This window comes from Hymenobacter sp. 102 (assembly GCF_049949205.1).
Taxonomy (GTDB): Bacteria; Bacteroidota; Bacteroidia; order Cytophagales; family Hymenobacteraceae; genus Hymenobacter.
Genome location: NZ_CP188172.1, coordinates 3707130 through 3724539 on the forward strand (window position 1 = coordinate 3707130; position 17410 = coordinate 3724539).

The 17410-nt window shown below is 62.5% G+C and carries 19 protein-coding genes; 4 read left to right on the plus strand and 15 right to left on the minus strand.

Translation table 11 applies throughout. From position 1 onward, the window contains the following. Positions 1 to 10: 10 nt before the first annotated feature. Complete coding sequence (locus tag ACN19L_RS15955) at positions 11 to 1279, minus strand: tetratricopeptide repeat protein (protein WP_426490465.1); 1269 nt, start codon at positions 1277 to 1279, stop codon at positions 11 to 13. Between the two features lie 7 nt (positions 1280 to 1286). Further along, complete coding sequence (locus ACN19L_RS15960) at positions 1287 to 2663, minus strand: AAA family ATPase (protein ID WP_426490466.1); 1377 nt, start codon at positions 2661 to 2663, stop codon at positions 1287 to 1289. A gap of 263 nt (positions 2664 to 2926) precedes the next feature. Between ACN19L_RS15960 and ACN19L_RS15965 the strand changes: the two genes are divergently transcribed. Beyond that, entirely contained in the window at positions 2927 to 4309 is a 1383-nt protein-coding gene (locus tag ACN19L_RS15965; protein WP_426490467.1) for an ammonium transporter, read from the plus strand. A 235-nt stretch (positions 4310 to 4544) separates the two neighbouring features. Here the strand turns inward: ACN19L_RS15965 and ACN19L_RS15970 are convergent, their stop codons facing one another. The 8 genes from ACN19L_RS15970 to ACN19L_RS16005 form a co-directional block, all read right to left on the minus strand. Next, the gene (locus tag ACN19L_RS15970; RefSeq protein WP_426490468.1) at positions 4545 to 5345 is read right to left on the minus strand and encodes a ZIP family metal transporter; all 801 of its coding nucleotides are present in this window, start codon (positions 5343 to 5345) and stop codon (positions 4545 to 4547) included. 81 nt (positions 5346 to 5426) lie between these two features. Continuing rightward, positions 5427 to 5693, minus strand: a complete 267-nt coding sequence (locus ACN19L_RS15975; protein WP_426490469.1) for a DUF167 domain-containing protein — start codon at positions 5691 to 5693, stop codon at positions 5427 to 5429. Between the two features lie 8 nt (positions 5694 to 5701). Further along, on the minus strand, positions 5702 to 5902 hold the full coding sequence (locus tag ACN19L_RS15980) for a hypothetical protein (protein ID WP_426490470.1): 201 nt from the start codon (positions 5900 to 5902) through the stop codon (positions 5702 to 5704). After that, entirely contained in the window at positions 5899 to 6654 is a 756-nt protein-coding gene (locus tag ACN19L_RS15985) for an endonuclease III domain-containing protein (RefSeq protein WP_426490471.1), read from the minus strand. Before ACN19L_RS15985 ends, ACN19L_RS15980 begins: the two co-directional genes overlap by 4 nt. Positions 6655 to 6769: 115 nt before the next feature. Next, complete coding sequence (locus ACN19L_RS15990) at positions 6770 to 7738, minus strand: hypothetical protein (protein ID WP_426490472.1); 969 nt, start codon at positions 7736 to 7738, stop codon at positions 6770 to 6772. Between the two features lie 258 nt (positions 7739 to 7996). Further along, on the minus strand, positions 7997 to 8398 hold the full coding sequence (locus ACN19L_RS15995) for a hypothetical protein (protein WP_426490473.1): 402 nt from the start codon (positions 8396 to 8398) through the stop codon (positions 7997 to 7999). A 42-nt stretch (positions 8399 to 8440) separates the two neighbouring features. Next, positions 8441 to 8851 (minus strand): response regulator, encoded by a 411-nt coding sequence (locus tag ACN19L_RS16000; protein ID WP_426490474.1) that lies wholly within the window; start codon positions 8849 to 8851, stop codon positions 8441 to 8443. 122 nt (positions 8852 to 8973) lie between these two features. After that, the gene (locus ACN19L_RS16005) at positions 8974 to 10458 is read right to left on the minus strand and encodes a sensor histidine kinase (protein ID WP_426490475.1); all 1485 of its coding nucleotides are present in this window, start codon (positions 10456 to 10458) and stop codon (positions 8974 to 8976) included. Between the two features lie 143 nt (positions 10459 to 10601). Between ACN19L_RS16005 and ACN19L_RS16010 the strand changes: the two genes are divergently transcribed. After that, positions 10602 to 11411, plus strand: coding sequence for a TrmH family RNA methyltransferase (locus ACN19L_RS16010; protein WP_426490476.1), 810 nt, complete (start codon positions 10602 to 10604; stop codon positions 11409 to 11411). Here ACN19L_RS16010 and ACN19L_RS16015 read toward each other — a convergent pair. The 4 genes from ACN19L_RS16015 to nagA form a co-directional block, all read right to left on the minus strand. Then, entirely contained in the window at positions 11377 to 11958 is a 582-nt protein-coding gene (locus tag ACN19L_RS16015; RefSeq protein WP_426490477.1) for a hypothetical protein, read from the minus strand. The two genes, ACN19L_RS16010 and ACN19L_RS16015, sit on opposite strands and share 35 nt — an antisense overlap. Positions 11959 to 12036: 78 nt before the next feature. Then, positions 12037 to 12867 carry a TonB-dependent receptor plug domain-containing protein gene (locus ACN19L_RS16020; protein WP_426490478.1) on the minus strand — a complete coding sequence of 277 codons (831 nt, stop codon included), beginning with the start codon at positions 12865 to 12867 and terminating at the stop codon, positions 12037 to 12039. Positions 12868 to 12983: 116 nt separating this feature from the next. Beyond that, the gene (locus ACN19L_RS16025; protein ID WP_426490479.1) at positions 12984 to 14210 is read right to left on the minus strand and encodes a TonB-dependent receptor; all 1227 of its coding nucleotides are present in this window, start codon (positions 14208 to 14210) and stop codon (positions 12984 to 12986) included. A 64-nt stretch (positions 14211 to 14274) separates the two neighbouring features. Then, entirely contained in the window at positions 14275 to 15393 is a 1119-nt protein-coding gene (nagA, locus tag ACN19L_RS16030) for an N-acetylglucosamine-6-phosphate deacetylase (RefSeq protein ID WP_426490480.1), read from the minus strand. A 104-nt stretch (positions 15394 to 15497) separates the two neighbouring features. On the opposite strand from nagA, the gene ACN19L_RS16035 reads away from it, so the two are divergent. Beyond that, entirely contained in the window at positions 15498 to 16358 is an 861-nt protein-coding gene (locus tag ACN19L_RS16035) for a hypothetical protein (RefSeq protein ID WP_426490481.1), read from the plus strand. Then, on the plus strand, positions 16355 to 16636 hold the full coding sequence (locus ACN19L_RS16040; RefSeq protein ID WP_426490482.1) for an acylphosphatase: 282 nt from the start codon (positions 16355 to 16357) through the stop codon (positions 16634 to 16636). Before ACN19L_RS16035 ends, ACN19L_RS16040 begins: the two co-directional genes overlap by 4 nt. Before the next feature lie 4 nt (positions 16637 to 16640). Here ACN19L_RS16040 and ACN19L_RS16045 read toward each other — a convergent pair whose 3' ends face one another. Further along, entirely contained in the window at positions 16641 to 17396 is a 756-nt protein-coding gene (locus ACN19L_RS16045; RefSeq protein WP_426490483.1) for a YqjF family protein, read from the minus strand. Positions 17397 to 17410: the final 14 nt, after the last annotated feature.

Below are 17410 nucleotides of genomic sequence, written 5' to 3' on the forward strand. Positions count from 1 at the left end.
AAAGCAGTAGTCAGGCCGCAAAAGCTGCTATCCGCCGAAATATATAGACCAGCAAGCCGCCGGCCACCAGCATACTCAGGAGCGGTCCGTAGGGCCAGGTAACCGGCCAGCATGCCACGGTAATGCTCCCCGCAAACACGGCTGCCGCCACCCCCAGCCACCCCAGCGGCGACTTTTCCGGCACGGGCTGATCGGAGGCGTGCTTGAAGGCGCCGACAATGGCCATCACCACCGTGGTGAGGCCGCCCGTCAGGCCCGGCCCCAGGCTGCTTTCCTCAAACCCCAGTTGCAGCAGCCCCCAAATGAAGCCGGGCAGCAGGGCCAGCACCAACATGCTGAGCGCGGCGGCGGGCCCGTAGCGGTACAGGGTTTCCTGGGCGTAGGGCATGGCCGCGTCGGGGCGGTTGCGCAAACGCCGCACCTGCGGGTGCAGACGCCAGTACACGGCTTCAAACCCCATGAACAGCAGAATCGGGATGCACAGCAGACTCAGCGGAATCAGAATCAGCAGAAAGTAACCCCACGCCTTTAGCTTGCCTTGCTTGGTTCCTTCTGAAATGAACGTCAGGTAGTTGTCCAGCCATACGGCTGCCCGACCAATCCGGAGTTGGCGGCGGATGGCCTGACTGGCACCCTGGAGGGCCGTGGCATCGGTGGGGGCCAGGCGCAGTACTTCCTGATAATGCACCTGAGCAGCTGCGTACTGCTGCTGGCGCATTGCCTCGCGGCCCAGCAGCTGGTGCGCCTTGGGCAGGTTAGGATGCGCTGCTACCAGCTGCTGCAGCACCGGCGCCAGCTCCGGCCAGCGCTGTAACTCGTGCAGCGCATCAGCAAGGGCTATCAGGCAGTCGGCGTGGGTGGGGTTGTAGGCCAGGCCCTGCTCGGCGGCGGCCAGCGCCAGTGCGGGCTGGTTTTGATGCAAGTACAGTTGCGCCTGCGCCGCCAGGTATTTGGGGTTGAAGGGTTGCAGGTGGAGGGCTGCGCGCAATGCCTTGGCCTGGGCCGGTGCCTGCCCTGCCTGGTTTTCCACCAGAAACAGCACGTAAAACGCCTCACTGGCGGCCGGGTTCAGGGCCAACGCCTGTTGGGCCACTTCCCGCGCTTCGTCCAGCCGGTTCTGTTGGTAGAGCGCAAAGCTGAGCAGAATGTGCGCAAACACCTCCTGTGGATTGCGCGCCAGCTGCTGCCGCACCAGCTGCTCGGCTTGCTCGGGCCGGTGAATATCCAGCAGGTTCTGCACTGCGTCCTGCCACTGTGTGGCTGGGGGATGGGGCAGCATAAGGCCGTTATTTCTTAATGCCCAGGTAGGTCAGGATGTCGTCGTAGGTGCCGCCTTCGTTGGAGTACAGGGCGTAGTTTTTGGCGGTGGCAAACCACTCTTTGGTGCTGGGGCGCACCTGCTTGGCGGCGGCCAGCAAGTGGCTCTGCTGCACTGGCCGCACCTGGCCAGCTTTCATCGACTCGCGCAAACACGCTTCCACGGCCGTGTCCACCACGGCCTGCAGGTCGGCACCGGAGAGGCCGGCCGTTTGCGCAGCCAGGGCGGGCAGGCGCAGGTCGGCGGCTACGGGTTTGCCGCGCAGCAGCACTTCCAAAATGGCTACGCGGGCGGCTTCGTCGGGGGGCGTCACCAGCACAATCCGGTCGAAGCGGCCGGGGCGTCGGAAGGCGGGGTCAAGCTGCCACGGCGCGTTGGTGGCGGCCAGAATCAGCACGCCGTCGTTGGAGCTGCGGGCCCCGTCCAGCTCCTCCAGAAACTGGTTGATGAGGGTACGGCCGGCACTCTGGCGTAGGTCGTGGCGGTTGGCCGCCAGGGCATCTACCTCATCAAAAAACAGCACGCAAGGGGCCTGCACGCGGGCCAGCTCAAATAGCTCGTGCAGCTTCTTCTCGCTCTGGCCCATCCACATGTCCAGAATATCGGTGATGCCCACGTGGATGAAGGACGCCTGCACCTCGCCGGCCGTAGCGCGGGCCAGGTAGGTTTTGCCGCAGCCGGGCGGGCCATACAGCAGCAGCCCGCCGCCCGCGGCCTTGCCGTAAGCTTTGTACAGGTCGGGGTGCAGCAGAGGCTGAATCATCTTCATCCCAATTTCCTCTTTCACTGCCTCCATGCCGCCCACGTCCTGAAACGTAATTTTCGGCTTCTCCAGCCCCGCAAACAACGCTTGCTCATCCAGGCCCTGGGCCGAAACGTGGGTGGCGTTGTAGTCAGCGGGGGCACCACCGCCGGCAGGCTGGGCGGCCGGGCGCAGCCCTAGTTGCTCGTCGAGGTCAGTGTCGCGGAGGGTGCCGTCCAGTTGCAGGGCCTGCTGGTAGGCGGCGCGGGCCTCGTCGGGTGGGCCGCCGGCGCGGGCCAGCACGCGGGCGTGCAGCAGGTGGGCGCGGGCGTGGTTGGGGTGGGCGCGCAGCACTTCTTCCAGCACCACCAGCGCCGCCGAAGTCTTTTGCAGCGCCGCATAGGTTTCAGCCAAACCCAGCTGCAGCTCCTCATCGTCGGGGGCGTGGCGCAGGCCCAGGCGGTAGTGTTCCTCGGCTTCGGCAAAGCGGCCCACCTGGCGCAGCAGGCCGGCTACGTGGCGGCGCAGGGGTACGTTTTCGGGCGAAAACTGCAGCGCGTCGAGCAAGGGTTGTAAGTCGGAAGGATTGGGTAAAGCCGCCATAGCGATAGGTCTGGTAAGAATGCTGCAAGCTACGGGTTTCGCCCGCAACTAGGACCCGCCACGTCAGCCGCATGGGGTTGGACGCGGGCAGCACCAAGTACTAATGGTGGATGCAGCTGGGTTGCTGAATGAGGGGGTGTATTAGTATTTTAACAGATAATTTAGATGGGGTGCCTACGATTAAGAAGGTGTTTTGAAGTAAAAAAGCGTTTTTATAGTATATTGACCTCTGAAAACAAGGCCAAATTGCTAGATAGTCGGTTATGTCTCCTGAATCTTCTTCTCTGAAACCCAGCAAGAGCCTGTTTGCACTGGTTGTGCTGCTAGTGCTGGCGTTACTGGCGGCTTTCGTGCGAGTGCCGCACCCGGCCGCTGCGCCCGGCTCCCTCAATGGGGCCGACGTGGCCTGGATGCTCACGGCTACGGCTTTCGTGCTGATTATGACGCCGGGCCTGTCGTTTTTCTACGGCGGGATGGTGCGGCCCAAAAACGTCATCAGCACCATGCTGCAGAGTTTTGTGGCGTTAGGCGTTATTTCGGTGCTATTCTACTTCGTGGGCTTTTCGCTCTGCTACGGCGACTCCTGGCACGGGCTCATTGGAAACCCCTTTACGTTTGCGCTGCTGCGTAATGTGGGTACCGCCCCCAATCCGGCCTTTGCTGCCACCATCCCGTTCATTCTCTACTTCGCGTTCCAGCTCAAGTTTGCCATCATTACCCCAGCCCTGATTACCGGCTCATTTGCCGAGCGGGTGCGGTTCAAGGGCTACCTGGCCTTCATGGTGCTGTTCAGCCTGTTTATCTACTGCCCGCTGGCTCACTGGACCTGGCATCCTGAGGGTTTCCTGCGCCAGTGGGGCGTGCTCGATTTTGCCGGGGGTACGGTGGTGCATATTTCGGCGGGTGTGGCGGCGTTAGCGGGGGCTATGGTGTTGGGCCGCCGCTCGGCTAACCTGCGGCCCTCGTCGTTCTCTACGCCTAACGTGCCCTATGTGCTGCTCGGTACTGGCCTGCTCTGGTTCGGGTGGTTCGGCTTCAATGCGGGCTCGGCGCTGGGCGCAAACGAGTTAGCGGCCCTATCCTTCGTGAATACCAATCTGGCCTCGGCCGCCGCTCTTATGGCCTGGATTCTGATTGAAGTGGTACGTGGGGGCAAACCTACGGCTGTGGGCGCCTGTACCGGCGCAGTGGTTGGGTTGGTAGCCATTACGCCCGCCGCCGGCTACATCGACTATGGGCAAAGCATTCTGTTTGGCGTATTAGCGGCCTTCATCAGCCACGCGGCCGTGCACTGGCAGAATTCCCGCACCACCATCGACGATACCCTGGACGTATTTCCGTGTCACGGACTGGGTGGCATCGTGGGTATGCTGCTCACGGGCGTGTTTGCCGATAAGGTGGGGCTGATTCACGGCACGTTCACCACTTTCGGATACCACGTACTGGGGCTGTTCATCGTCATTTCCTACTCGTTCGTCGGGGCCTGGATTTTATTGAAAATAACTGATCGTATTTTTGGGATGCGCGTAAAACTCCAGGATGAGGAGTTGGGGCTCGACCTCAGCCAGCACGAGGAGTCCACGTACCACATCGACGAAGAATTTGAGCGCACTTACCGCCGCGAGCCAATGCCGGAAAATGCGTAGAGCAACATCGGTCGCCATTGCTGCATTCTCCGGAAAAGGTGCGGCAGCCCCCCTCGGCAGCCGGTGAGTTAGAGAAGGAATGAGGGGATTTATATTTATCCTGAAGGCCACCGGCGGGGAATCCGGTGGCCTTCGTTCGTTAGGTGGGTGGTCGTTGGGTAGTTAGATGGTTGGGTTGTTACGCTTTGTTTTACCCAGAAAAATAGAACCGCCTAACCTCCAACCCCCCAATCACCTAGCCACCCAGCTTACTGAGCACAAACGACACCAAAAACCCGATGACGGTGATGAGGCCCGTGAAGTTGTGGGCTACGGCAAAGGCCTCCGGAATCATGGTATCGGCAATCATAGCCAGCACTGCCCCAGCCGATATGGCCGTGGTGGCGGCCACCACCTCCGCTGAAAACCCGCTGAATACGGAATAGCCAATCAGAGAAGAAATGCCGGAAATTACGGCAATGCCCGCCCACAGGCCCAGCACGTAAGCCGGGCGGCGGCCGGCCTTACGCATACCGGCGGCACTGCTTAATCCCTCGGGCAGGTTACTGAGGAAAATGGCTACTACCGCCACCATGCTCACACCCCCGCCGGCCAGCATACTCAGGCCAATCACAATACTCTCCGGAATACCATCGAGCAAAGCCCCCACGGCCAAAGCAAGGCCGTTGTCGTCACCAGCCTCGTTGCCCTCGGTGTGGCCCTTCTGCACGGCGGCGCGCTCCTGAGTCTGCTCCTCGCCGGAGCGCTTGCGGTGCTTGGCCCCGTAGCGGGCCAGCAGCCAGTTGGCCAGGGTGTACAGGGCAGCCCCACCCACAAAGCCCAGTCCGGTTGAGTCGAAACCACCCTTACGATAGGCTTCCTCCATCAGCTCCAAGGACAGGGTAGAGATTAAGACGCCGCTGCCAAACGCCATGATAGCCGCAATCAGCCGTTGCGGAATGTGGGTAAAATAACCCACAGCAGCACCGAGCAGCAACGCGGAACCGGAAACCAGGCCCCAGAAGCCGGCCACGGCCCAAGTAGGAAAAGACAGCATAAGCACAGGCGGGAGGAGAGGCAGATGATACCAGTGAAACGGCTCGTCCATTCAACGCCAAACTCCGGCCAAAAGATGCGCTTAAGCCGCGTGGTACTGCTGCAGCACCAGGAGTATCTGCTGCTCCGTGGGGCCCTGAATTTCCACTTTCTTGAACGGGGTCGTGTGGCCGCTCAGCAGCGTAACGCGGGCTTTGCTCACGCCAAACAGCTGGGCCAGGTATGCCAGCAGGCAGGCGTTGGCCTTGCCATCCTGGGCCGGGGCCTGCAGGCGCACCAGCAGGCTCCCGTCGGCGGCGCGCTCCAGCTGGGTACGGCGGCTGTTAGGTTTGGCTTTCAGGTGCAGCACCGGCACAACTAGGCGGGGTCATTGTAGGCATCGTACACGTTCCAGGCCCAGATGACGAAGGGCACCACAAATGTCCAGGCCAGCAGGAAGCCAACAACGCCCCCAACGGCCCAAATCAGAAAGGCTTTCAGAATCTGGCCTTTGATGAGCTGGCCCAGGCCGGGAATAAAAAAGGAAAGCAGAGCGGGTACGCCGTAGGTCGGTTTCATAGCAGAGGGAGTGAAGAGTCGGGAAGTTGAGAAAAATTACCGATTCGGGCTTGCCCGAAGGGGCAGTGGCTACGCACTACGCACCGCCCGCAGGCCGGCGTGTGAAAGTAGCAGCACTTTTGGCCGTGAAACATCAGAGCCTCGTGGTGGTCGTACACCTGCTGGGCGTCCCAGCCGGGCGGGAGCAAAGCAGCCAGCTGCGCGTGGGCGGCGGCTTCACCTACCTTTGGGCCGATGAGGCCCAGACGCTGGGCTACGCGGTGATGGTGACTATCCACGGGCATGGCGGGGCGGCGCAAAGTGCTGAACAGTAGTACGGCGGCGCTGGTTTTAGGTCCCACCCCGGGCAGCTGTTCCAGCCAGGCCCGGGCTTCCGGAATGGGCAGTTCGGCCAGAAACTCCAGGTCGCAGGGGCCGTTGCAGCGGCTGCTTACCGCTTGCAGCACCTGCTGCAGTCGGGGGGCTTTCTGCTCCGGCCAGGTGCAGGCGCTGATGGCCGCCTCCACTTCCGCCGTGGGCGCGTCGCGTACCGCCTCCCAGGTCGGGAACCGGGCGCGCAGCTGCTGGTAAGCCCGGTGCGAGTCCGGGTTGCGGGTACGGTGGGAAAGCAACGAGCTGATCAGCTCACTGAGTGGGTCCTTGGTGCTGAAAAAGGCAAACGGAGCCCCGTATTCGGTGCAGAGCGTTGCGTGCACCCATAAAGCCAGCTCCCGGCGCTCGGGAAGGGTGAGGATGGAGACGGGAGTATTCACCTTCCTGCCTACGCAAATGGAAGCAGCCAGGGTTAAGGCGGCGCGCTCCTTCCACCAGCCAAAACGCCCCGGCTGTGGTTGGCCGGGGCGTTTGCGGGGTGTGGGGTGCACCGGGTTACTGCTGGCCCCGGTTGTAGAGCAAAATTGCCTGTTTCACGCTGTTTTGCGACTTGCCGCCGATAACCAGCGGCACAATGGCCAGCGGAATGGCTCCGTACACCAGCGGCGACACCGAGAAACCGTTGCTTCCGCCGATGCTGGAAAGCGTACCCGCCAGAAACAGCGCACCGGCCCCAATGTAGCTCAGGGTAGTGATGCGCTGAAAGCGGCGGGCATCGGCCAGCAGCTGCTGGGAGCCGGGGTTGTCCTGAGTAGCTAGCTGCAGGTTTCGGATGCTGAGGTCTTCGATGGGGCCATTATCCTTGCTGAAGTACTCGTTCCGCACCGTGCGGTAGCCGCCAAACCCGCCATACGGATAACCGCCAAAGCCCCCGTAGCGGCCATAGCCGTAGGGCCCGAATCCGCCCGGGTTACCCGTGTATTGCTGGGTGGTGATGGAATACAGGCTGATGCGGCCCACCCGGTCGCGGCGGAGGGTGGTTTCGCGCTTGGAACGGCCGGGCAGCGTGGTCCGCACATAAAAGCCGGATTCATCCTCGTAGTAGCGCACATCGTTCAGATCAAGCCGCTGCTGCCCGTCTACCAGCAGAAACGTGCGGCCGAACACCGGCTGCTTTACTTCCACATCGTAGCCGCGCAGCACCTGCCCTGATTTCAGACCTACGGCGTAGCGGGTGGTGTTGGCGGGCGGAAGCGGCGCCTGCCGCTGCTGGGTACGTACCGAATCGGGCACTGCGGGCGGGGCTGCCAGGGTGCGGGAGGCCGAGGACCGGCGCGTGGTATCAGGGGGCGGAACGGTGGTAACGGGGGCCGGAGCCGGCGTAACGGGAGACGTCGAAGCAGGCGGAGCCGGCTGCGGAGCCGGAGCACCGGGCAGGGTGTTCAACTCGCGGGGCGTTTGCTGGGCCAGGGCCGGAGCAGCCAGCGCGCACAGGGCCAAGAGCGGGAGGGAGCGGAGCAACATACAGGATAAAGAAAGACGGAAAGAGCGAAATAGCAACCTGGAGTGTGAGCAGACCGTGAGCAAAAATCCGGCCGCTGAGCCTGAAGCGCTGATATGTCGGAGGAACTGCGGTACCCGGCCGAAAGTGCCCGGTTAGCGGCCCATATTACGAGTTCTTTCACCCATATGCAGCATCCCGTCCGGCCGCAGCGCCAAGCCCCACACCAATGCGAGGAGGCTAGCGCCCCGGCCGGGCGTTGCATCCGGGGGGGGGAGGGGCTAGCAGTTCTCCCGCAGCCACGCCCGTGCCGCCTCCATTGTCTGGAAGTGTTCGGCTACCACCAGCGAGTTGCGGACGATATCGGTCATGATGTGCTGCACGGAGGTCTGGTTGAAGATATCCTCCGACTGCACAATGGCAATGCGCCGACTTCCGGCCGCTATCAGCCGCGGAAAATAACTGTCGGTAATCCACTGCTGGTCGGCCCGGGAAATCACGCGCATCTGCCGGGTATCGGCCAGAATGCAGGGCGTTTTGTGTATCCTGACCTGCTGCACAGTGGCATCGTGAGCCTCGCGCAGCAGCTCTCCCGAGGCAAACCCCTGCCACTGCTGATGGATGGCCGGCACGCTTTCATCGTAATAAATTATGCAATGCTCGTTTTCGAACAGGGGCTGCATGAGTAGGAAGCGGATGAGGAAATGGGGGAAGGAGCAGGGATGTTAACGCAACAGCTTTTCCAGCAGATTCATGCTGTCAACCATATCGGTACTGGATTCAAAATCGAGGGGTTTGAGAATATAGCCGCTCACGCCCAGGTTCTGGGCATTAAGGCGGTCCATATCCATGCCGGAGGTAGTGGTGATGAACACTGGAATATCCCGTAGTTCGGGGTTGTTGCGGATTTCGGTCAGAAACTCGTGGCCGTTCATTTTGGGCATGTTCAAATCCAGCAGTATTACCTCAGGCAACGGCCGGATGGGCTCGACTCCATTGCGGCCCAGCAGCAAATCCAGGGCCTCCAGGCCATTGAAAGCCGTGTACAGCTTGTGGGGTACACTGAACTTCTCGAAGGCCTTCTGGGCCGTCATGGTATCAAAAAAGTCGTCTTCAACAAGCAGAACGGAGCGCATGCGGTGAGATGGTGAAGTGGTGAAATGGTGAGTGGTGAAATGTGCGGAAATGAGTGGTGAGTCTGAGATTAACCTGCGCAATTCGCACATCAAACTCACTATTTCACCACTCACCATTTCACCTATTTGTGCCAGGTAAACACAAAGGCGGCGCCCTGGCCTTCTTCGGATTCGATGTGGATGGTGCCGCGTTGTTCCTCTACAATGCGCTTCACAATGCTCAGGCCAATGCCGGTGCTTTCGGCCGTGTGCCGGTCGCGCAGGGTCTGAAACATCAGAAATACTTTTTGCTGAAACTGCGGCGCAATACCGGGCCCATCATCCTGCACCCGAAACTCGTAGCAGGAGCCCAGGTCGCGGGCCGATACGGTTATAAGGCCATCGGGGCGGTGGTGGTACTTGGCCGCGTTGCCGATGAGGTTGGTGAATACCTGCTGCAGACTGAGGCGGTCAGTGCGGAGCATGGGCAGGGGCGTGGGCGTTTCTACCCGGAAGGTGGGCGGCACTACCAGCTCGGTCACTTCGGCTACCAACTGCTGCACATCCACTTCCTCAAGCTTGCGCTCAGTACGGCCGGCGCGGGCGTAGGCCAGCAGGCCGTTAATGAGGTCTTCGAGGCGGTGCAGACGGCCCTTCATCATGTCCAGGTACTGGCGCATCTGGGGGCTCAGCTCGTGGGGCAGCTCGTCCTCAATCCACTTTACCACCGTTACCACCCCGCGCAGGGGAGCTTTCAGGTCGTGGGAGGCTACGTAAGCAAACTGATCCAGCTCCCGGTTACGGTTCTCCAGGACCGTGAAGCTGGTATCCAGCGCCTGCGTCATGTGGTTGAGCGAAGTAGCCAGGTTGCCCAGGCTGTCCTGCTCCTGATCAGAGATTTTTACGGTGTAGTCGCCGGCCACTACACGGTTCGCCAGAGCCTCAATAATACTGATACGCCGGGCCACATCGGCATTGGTGCGCTGCAGCTCCAGCTGCAAGGTCTCGTTTGCTTGCAGCTCCTGATTTATTTTGGTAAAGAGCCAGGCCACCATCAGCGTAGCCAGCAGCGCCGAAATAACGATGGCTGCCGGGGTCGTATTCTCAAAGAAATCCTGGCGCCGCTGTCGTTCTCTCAACAGTATCTTTTCATTGGTCTGAACGCGGGCAATCAGCTCCCGCAGGGTCAGCTGTCGGATGCGGTCCTCGCGCACCAGTTGGCGTACTGCTTCCGTGGAAGGCGGTAATTTGGCCCAGCGTTCCAGAAAAGTCAGCTCATCCCGCAGTCCGCGCTGCAAGGTATCCAGGCGGTCCTGCTGCTGGGGGTTATCCAGCGTGAGCAGTTGCAGCGTGTCAAAATCCTCATCAATTAACGGTTGGCTCTGATAGAAGCCGGGCAGGTAGGTAGAGTCACTTAGCAACAGATAGCCGCGCACCTGACTTTGGGCGTCGCGCAAGTGCCCGCGCAGGCTGGAGGCACTCTCCAGCACCCGATACGTGTGCTCTACTTGCCGGGTATAGTACCCTAGCTGCTGAATACTATACCACGCTGCGGTTGAGGTCAGGAGCAGTACGCCCACTGCAATAACAAACCCAAGAATGATTTTGGTATTGAGCTTTAGGCCCATAGAACAGAAGCAAAAGAAACGCGAAGAACAGCTGCCGCAAGATACTGCCACGACAATAAGTGAGCTTACAACGGCCCGTAGGCCGCGCAAGTTGGCCTCCGTATCTTTGCCAACTTTCCAGCCGGCCGCTCAATTGCCCCCGTATGCCCCTCGACCCCATTACCAGCCCCCAGAATCCGCGCATCAAGAATCTGCTGAAGCTGCAGCAGAAATCGTCGGAACGGCGCGCTCAGGGGCTCACCATCATTGAGGGTCTGCGGGAGCTGACTATTGCGCACGGGGCCGGCGTAAGCATTACCGCGCTGTTCGTGTGCTCTGATCTGGCTGGTCCGCAACGGCTGCAACAACTGCAGGAGCTATTCGGCAACGGGCCCGCGGATTGGTTCGAGGTATCGAAGGCCGTGTTTGAGAAGGTGGCCTACCGGGAAGGCTCCGACGGCGTGCTGGCCCTGGCCCGCCCCCCGCACCTCACGCTGGATACGCTGCCGCTGCCCGCCAACCCGCTGCTGCTGGTGCTGGAAGCCGTGGAGAAACCCGGCAACCTAGGCGCCATCCTGCGCACCGCCGACGCGGCCCAGGCCACGGCCGTCGTGGTGTGCGACCCCCGCACCGACCTGTTCAACCCCAACGCCATCCGCAGCAGCATCGGGTGCTCGTTCACGGTGCCCACCATTGCCACCACCCGGCCCGAGCTGCTGGCCTGGTGCCGGCGCCACGGCATCCGCACCTACGCCGCCGCCCTCACCGACGCGGCCGTACCCTACACTACCTGCGACTTCCGCGGCCCCACGGCCCTGGTCATGGGCACCGAAGCCGACGGCCTCACGCCCGAGCTCCTGCAGGCCTGCGACCAGACCATCATCATCCCCATGCGCGGCGCCATCGACTCCCTGAACGTGAGCACCGCCACCGCCATCCTCACCTTCGAAGCCGTGCGTCAGCGGGAGCAGTAGGCAGCGGCACGTAGCCATCCTGCTGCACTGCCTGCAGATAAGGAGCCAGCAGCCGGGCTGTTACCTGGGCTGGCAGCTTATGCGTGAGCCGGTACTGCCGGATGGCCGTGTACAGTTGCCGACGGTTCCAGGCGGTGGCTTTGCCCAAACCAAACGCCGATACACCCAACAGGCTGAACGCTACCGGTGCCACCCAGGGGTCGTAGTAATATGTGCCAGCGTTGGGTACGATGACGCCGGAGCTGGTGGTGGTTTCTCCCATGTGTCGCCCTACGGCCGATACCAACGGTACTGGGTAGCCGGCAAACTGCATGATGCGGCGCCCGGTGTTCCACTTGCTGTAGTACAGCCGGATAACTGCCCGGGCAGTATCATTGAACCCGTAGGATTCCTCAAATGATGCTTCCGTAAGCCGGAATTCGTAGGGAGCGGGCTGCTCCGGCATAATGCCTGGCTCGCCCAACTGGGCCCGGGCCGCACTGGCCAGTAGCAGCAACAGGAATAGCAAGCCGCAACGTCTGCCGACAACGGTGGTAAAGAAATACATAATGATAGGACAATGGGAAAGCCGATGCACCGGCTTTCCTCGCCAAGATACCCAATTGCCAGAAAGGCCGCGCAAGTTTTAGAACTTTACCGTGGCCGATAGGTTCAGTACCCGCCCTTCCACGGGGGGCCAAAGCTGGGGGAAGTTGGGGTTGAGGCGGGAGCCCAGCACCACGCTTTCCCGGCGCGTCTGGCGGTAGTCGAGCAGATTTTCGCCGTTGAGCACCAGCGTGAGCGGGCCCTGGGTGTAGCGCAGCAGCGCGGCCATAATGGGGTAGCCCGGCGTGCGGCGGCCATCGGAGAGGTACTGCTGGCCGGTGTAGCTGGCCTCGATGCCGGCGGCAAAGTGCTCGGTAAACTCCTGGGTGGCTACGGCGGCCAGCTTGTGGCGGGCGGCCAGCTCCACGTGCGGGTTTACCGCGTCGTAGCGGCGGCGGGCATCCGTAAACACGTAGCCCAGGTACAGCTCGGTTTCGTCCTGGCGCAGGCGCACGTAGGTTTCAAAGCCCTGGCTCACCACGGGCTGGCCGGCGTTGTACCAGGCCAGCGGGGTACTGCCGGGCGTGAGGCCGTAATCGGGCAGCACCAGCGGGGAGTTGAGGCGGGTGTAGAAGAACGACTGGTTGAGAGTCAGGGTCAGCTCGCCCGCGTGGTGCTGATAATTCACGTCCCAGTTCAGGCCGGTGGAGCGCTCGGCCCGCAGGCCCACCAAAGGCTGCAGCTGGGGGTAATCCCGCTCATCCAAGTCGTTCACGTAGGGTACGGGCACGCGGTAGCCCAGGCCGCCGTTGAGGCGCGACGTTACGCTTTCGGAAAACCGGTACAGCAGCGCCAGCCGGGGCAGCAGGAAGTTACCGTACTGGTTATGGTGGTCGAGGCGCAGGCCGCCCTGCACCGTGAGCTGGGGCACGGGTTGTCAGTCATCCTGCACAAAGCCGCCCACCGTGCTATACGTGTAGTTGCCGGCCGGCAGGGCCGAGGGGTCATCCTGGGGCCGCAGCTGCTCGCCGTTAACGTTCAGGCCCGCTACACGGTGTGCTGCCGGCCCAGCCGGTGCAGGTAGCTCAACTCCGAGAAATACGACAGCTGCCGGGCCCGGAACCCCACGGTATGGGTGGTCACGCGCCTATCGAAGCTGCTCGCGGTGCCTTTTACTGTTAGACTGCCGCCACCCACGCTGTCCTGGGTATACACTAGGTCGGCGGTGTGGCGCTGCATGCGGTTGGTCACGAAGTACTGGTGCAGCGCGTCGGGGCCGGCGCGCACCACCTGCTGGTCGCCTCCGCGGCGGTCCTCCACGGTGCCGGTGTAGCCCACGGCCAGCTGGCCCAGGCGGTTGGGGTAGTAAAACAGCCGCGGGTGCACCGTGAAGTTGCGCAGGCGGGGCACGTCGGTAAACCCGTCGCCGTCCACGTCCACGTCCTGCTGGCGGGTGCCGCCCGCAAACAAGGTGTAGCCCACCCGCTGGTTGCGGCCCGATACGAAGCTATTGAGGTTGGTTTCGCGCAGGGTGCTTTGGTTGAGGGTGAGGCTGCGCTCCGGACTACCCAGGCGGGGCTGCTTGCTGATGAGGTTCACCAGGCCGGCAATAGCCCCGCCCCCGTACAGCGTGCTGCTGGAGCCCTTAATCAACTCAATCTGCCGCAAATCGAGCGGGGGTACCTGCAAAATCCCGAAGGAGCCGGCGTAGCCCCCAAACAGCGGCAGCCCGTCGCGTAGCATCTGCGAGTAGCGGCCCTGCAGGCCCTGAATGCGCAAATCGGCGTTGCCGGTGGTGGGCTGGGTGGGCTGAATCTGGGTGCCGGCAATGTCGCCCAGCAACGAGGCAATGTTGCCGGGTTTGATGGCGTTTTCCTCCTGCAGCTCCTCCTCGCCCAGTACCTCTACCCGGGTAGGCAGGTCCTCAATGCGTGAGTTGGTGCGGGTGCTGGTTACTACTACTTCCTCCAGCGCGTTGGCATCCGGGGCCAGCAGCACGGTGGCCGGGGTTGTCTGCGGCAGGGCCACTTGCACCGTTTTCACCCGGTACCCGATAAAGCTGAGCACCACCTCAGCCGTGGGGCCGGTTACGTTCAGGATGCTGAGCTGGCCCTGGGCATCGGAGGAAGCGCCCAGCGCCGTGCCCCGGATGGCCCCGCTTACGGCCGGCAGCGGCTGCCGGGTCAGGGAGTCGCGCACCTGTACCTGCACCGTATATTGGGCCCAGGCGGCCGGAGCCAGCAGCAGTAGTATGATCAGTAAAACGAAACGCATGAGCAGACGGTAAGGAGAAGCTGCAAACATGCGGTAGGCTTTCTGAAGATAAGCTGAAGTGTTGCTAGTGCCAGGTGAGGGTACCGCCCCGGGCAGTGGCGTAGGGCGTCAGGTCATCATCAAACAGCCAGAAATCGGCGCGGTAGGAGCTGCTGAGGTAGCCCAACTCGTGGTCGAGACCCAGCACCCGGGCCGGGTACAGCGAAGCCATGCGCAGGGCCTCTTCCAAGGGCAGCCCCACGTGCTGCACGCAGTTGCGGATGGCTTCGGGCAGCGTGAGGGCCGAGCCGGCGAGCGTACCCTGCGCATCCACAAAATGGTTGCCCGCGCGCCGGAACCGGTACGCGCCCTGCTCACTGTCGGTCACGGCATCGGTAATCAGGAACAGCCGCTCCCGCAGCAGCTTCTGGCTGATGCGCACGGCATCAAAGCTGCAGTGCACACCATCCACGATAATGCTGGCGCAGGCCGTGGCCGAATCGTACACGGCTCCCACCAGCCCCGGCTCCCGCCCCTGTAGCGCCGACATGGCGTTGAACAGGTGCGTAGCCGCCGAAAAACCCTGTCGGAAGCCCGCCGTGGCCTGCTCGTACGTAGCATTGGAATGCCCCGCCGATACCACTACATCGGCCTCCCGCAAACGGGCTACCACCGCCGCCGAGGCCATTTCAGGAGCCAGGGTCATCATCTTCAGCGTGCTGCCGCCTAGTTGCAGCAGCTCCTCAATTTCGGCCACCGTCGGCTCCCGGATAAACTCAGCCTGGTGGGCGCCTTTCTTGAGTGGGTTGATGTAGGGCCCTTCCAGATGAATGCCCAGCAGACCCGGGTACTCCCGGCAAAACTCCCGGCCGGCTTCCAGCGCCTGCCGCATCATCGCCCAGGAGTTGGTGGGCATAGTGGCCAGCACGCCGGTGGTGCCGTGCCGGAACGCGTACTGCGTGAGGATGCGCAACGCCTCGGCAGTTGGCGCTACGGAAAAAAGCTGGCCCTGGGCTCCGTACACCTGTAAATCGAGCAGCCCGGGCGCCACGTTCAGGCCGCGGGCATCCACGGCGGGCACGTCGGCGGGGGCCGCTACCTCGGGCAGTACGGCCTCAATCAGCCCATCCTGTACCAGCAGCGTGTGGTGGGGCAGCACCGTGGAGCCGGTGTAGATAGTGCAATTGCGGAGCAGATAACGCATAACGAGGGAAAAAAGCAGAGCGACAAGGGCGAAACGCGAAGTTGGCAGGTTCCCGGCAAACGCCCGCTGCTTATATTACCTCCGTTTCCCTCGTTGCCTTTCCGATGCCCTTCCTTAAGCCTTTGCCTGCTCCTGGGTCGTGGTGGCCCCGCCTGCTGCTGGGCGCGTTGCTGGTGGTACTGGTGTTCGGAGCCTGTTCCACCTCCGAGTTTACCGTCGAAAACGCCTCTGTGCAGGCTCCGCTGGTGTTGCGCTACCGCATTGAGAAGCGTACCCAACTGCTGTTTAGCTACTACGATACGCTGGCTACCGAAGTGCTGTACCACGGCCGGCCCCTGCTGTCCGCCACCCTCTGCCAGCCTGATTCGGGCGGGCCAACGCTGGGGCGGTTGCAGCGGCTACCCCGGTATCCGGCCCGGTGGCTGCTGCGGGTGCAGTGCCTGGCCGGGTATGAACCGGTCAATAGCGTGTATCTGCTGCGCCTGACTACTGCCGGGCCGCGCCTGCACCGCATCGGGGTTGAGAACTCCGGGTACTCCTCGCCGCCGTTTAACCTGGCGGCTGATACCGGGGCCGTATGGGTGCCGCGTACCGATACCAGCGGTACGGTTTTCGACCTGGAGCAGCTGCGGGCCCTTCCCGTGCAGTTTCCGGCGTTTCCCGATTCCGTCCGGAGGAAGTTTGATGAGCCGACGGAAGTGTACTACCTCGGCCCTGACCGCCGCACGCTGGCCCGCCTCTTCAGCCCCGATACGACCACTACCACGCTTAGCGAGGGCCAGGCAATTGGGCGGCGTACCACGGCTCCCGCCCCGGCCGTGTACATTGATGAGCAGGATATAATTACCGGCCGCTTGCAACGCCGCCGCCTGCCCGGGCGTATGCTTTCCGCCGAAAACCCGTTTCAGAACGCCCGCTGGCAGCAGGATTCCATCGCCCGCTGGCATCTTCAACTGACACCATGAGCACACCCGTTGAACACCGCACCATCCGCGTCCACGGCCACGTGCAGGGCGTTTTCTTTCGTCAAAGCACCCAGCAGGAAGCCCGCCGCCTCGGCCTCACCGGCACCGTGCGCAACAACCCCGACGGCAGCGTAACCCTCGAAGTCGAAGGACCGCTGGAGGTCCTGCAACAGCTGGAAGCCTGGAGCCATCAGGGCCCGCCCGCCGCCCGGGTTGATGAGGTACAGGTTACCGAAGGCGAAGTGCGGGGCTACGTTGATTTTCGGGTAGAGCAGTAGGTGCTCAAACGCGCCGCAACTCCTCCATCCACACGTCCAGCGCATTAGCGGCGTGCAGCAGCGGCGGGCCCTGGGGCGTGGGGAGGCCGTGGCTTTCCACCAACGTAGATTCCCAGTGCTGTAAAGTGGCTTCTCGCAGCTGCCACGGCTCGTGCCAGAGCCGGCCCCGCCAGAGTGCCGCATCATGCTGGCCGGGACGCACCGTGTGGCCCGCCGTGTACAAATGATACCGCTCAGTAAGGAAATAAGTCAACGAACCGGGCTGCGCCAAGGGCAATTCCGCGCCCGGCGTCCAGGTGGCGGCAAACGTAGCCGGAGCCTGGCCACGGTGCGTGCGCGTGGCCGTGGCGTGCAACGCGTTGCCTTGGCGGGTAAGCTGCATGCGGGCGTGCAGGTAGGGCAGGTGAAACAGGGTCCGGGCGGCCCACACGCCCAGCGGCTGGGTTGCATCCAACGACAAAAACCACACGCCCGGTACCCCATTGAGGCGGGCGTAGGTGCGCACGTTCAGCTCGTGCAGCGCGCTTAGGCCCGGCACGGCCGGCAGGCCCAGCGGCCGGATGTGGCTCATGGTAAACGGCACCACGCCCAGCCACGCCTGCCCCGCAAATAAATCCAGCTCCAGCCGCTCCGGCAGGTAGGGCCGTAATACCGCTGGCGGCATAGGCCAATGCGCAAACAGCAGGTTGCTCCAGCGCTGGCGCATTAAGGACCAACGAGGCGGAACGCTGGCGGGTGAGTAAGCAGGTAGTTCGAGCATAAGCGAATGGCGGC

Excerpts from the sequence above, each read along its gene's own strand:
- ACN19L_RS15955 (WP_426490465.1), bottom strand. The coding sequence starts at position 1,279 with ATGCTGCCCCATCCCCCAGCCACACAGTGGCAGGACGCAGTGCAGAAC.
- ACN19L_RS15960 (WP_426490466.1), bottom strand. The coding sequence starts at position 2,663 with ATGGCGGCTTTACCCAATCCTTCCGACTTACAACCCTTGCTCGACGCG.
- ACN19L_RS15965 (WP_426490467.1), top strand. The coding sequence starts at position 2,927 with ATGTCTCCTGAATCTTCTTCTCTGAAACCCAGCAAGAGCCTGTTTGCA.
- ACN19L_RS15970 (WP_426490468.1), bottom strand. The coding sequence starts at position 5,345 with ATGCTGTCTTTTCCTACTTGGGCCGTGGCCGGCTTCTGGGGCCTGGTT.
- ACN19L_RS15980 (WP_426490470.1), bottom strand. The coding sequence starts at position 5,902 with ATGAAACCGACCTACGGCGTACCCGCTCTGCTTTCCTTTTTTATTCCC.
- ACN19L_RS15990 (WP_426490472.1), bottom strand. The coding sequence starts at position 7,738 with ATGTTGCTCCGCTCCCTCCCGCTCTTGGCCCTGTGCGCGCTGGCTGCT.
- ACN19L_RS15995 (WP_426490473.1), bottom strand. The coding sequence starts at position 8,398 with ATGCAGCCCCTGTTCGAAAACGAGCATTGCATAATTTATTACGATGAA.
- ACN19L_RS16000 (WP_426490474.1), bottom strand. The coding sequence starts at position 8,851 with ATGCGCTCCGTTCTGCTTGTTGAAGACGACTTTTTTGATACCATGACG.
- ACN19L_RS16005 (WP_426490475.1), bottom strand. The coding sequence starts at position 10,458 with ATGGGCCTAAAGCTCAATACCAAAATCATTCTTGGGTTTGTTATTGCA.
- ACN19L_RS16010 (WP_426490476.1), top strand. The coding sequence starts at position 10,602 with ATGCCCCTCGACCCCATTACCAGCCCCCAGAATCCGCGCATCAAGAAT.
- ACN19L_RS16015 (WP_426490477.1), bottom strand. The coding sequence starts at position 11,958 with ATGTATTTCTTTACCACCGTTGTCGGCAGACGTTGCGGCTTGCTATTC.
- ACN19L_RS16025 (WP_426490479.1), bottom strand. The coding sequence starts at position 14,210 with ATGCGTTTCGTTTTACTGATCATACTACTGCTGCTGGCTCCGGCCGCC.
- nagA (WP_426490480.1), bottom strand. The coding sequence starts at position 15,393 with ATGCGTTATCTGCTCCGCAATTGCACTATCTACACCGGCTCCACGGTG.
- ACN19L_RS16035 (WP_426490481.1), top strand. The coding sequence starts at position 15,498 with ATGCCCTTCCTTAAGCCTTTGCCTGCTCCTGGGTCGTGGTGGCCCCGC.
- ACN19L_RS16040 (WP_426490482.1), top strand. The coding sequence starts at position 16,355 with ATGAGCACACCCGTTGAACACCGCACCATCCGCGTCCACGGCCACGTG.
- ACN19L_RS16045 (WP_426490483.1), bottom strand. The coding sequence starts at position 17,396 with ATGCTCGAACTACCTGCTTACTCACCCGCCAGCGTTCCGCCTCGTTGG.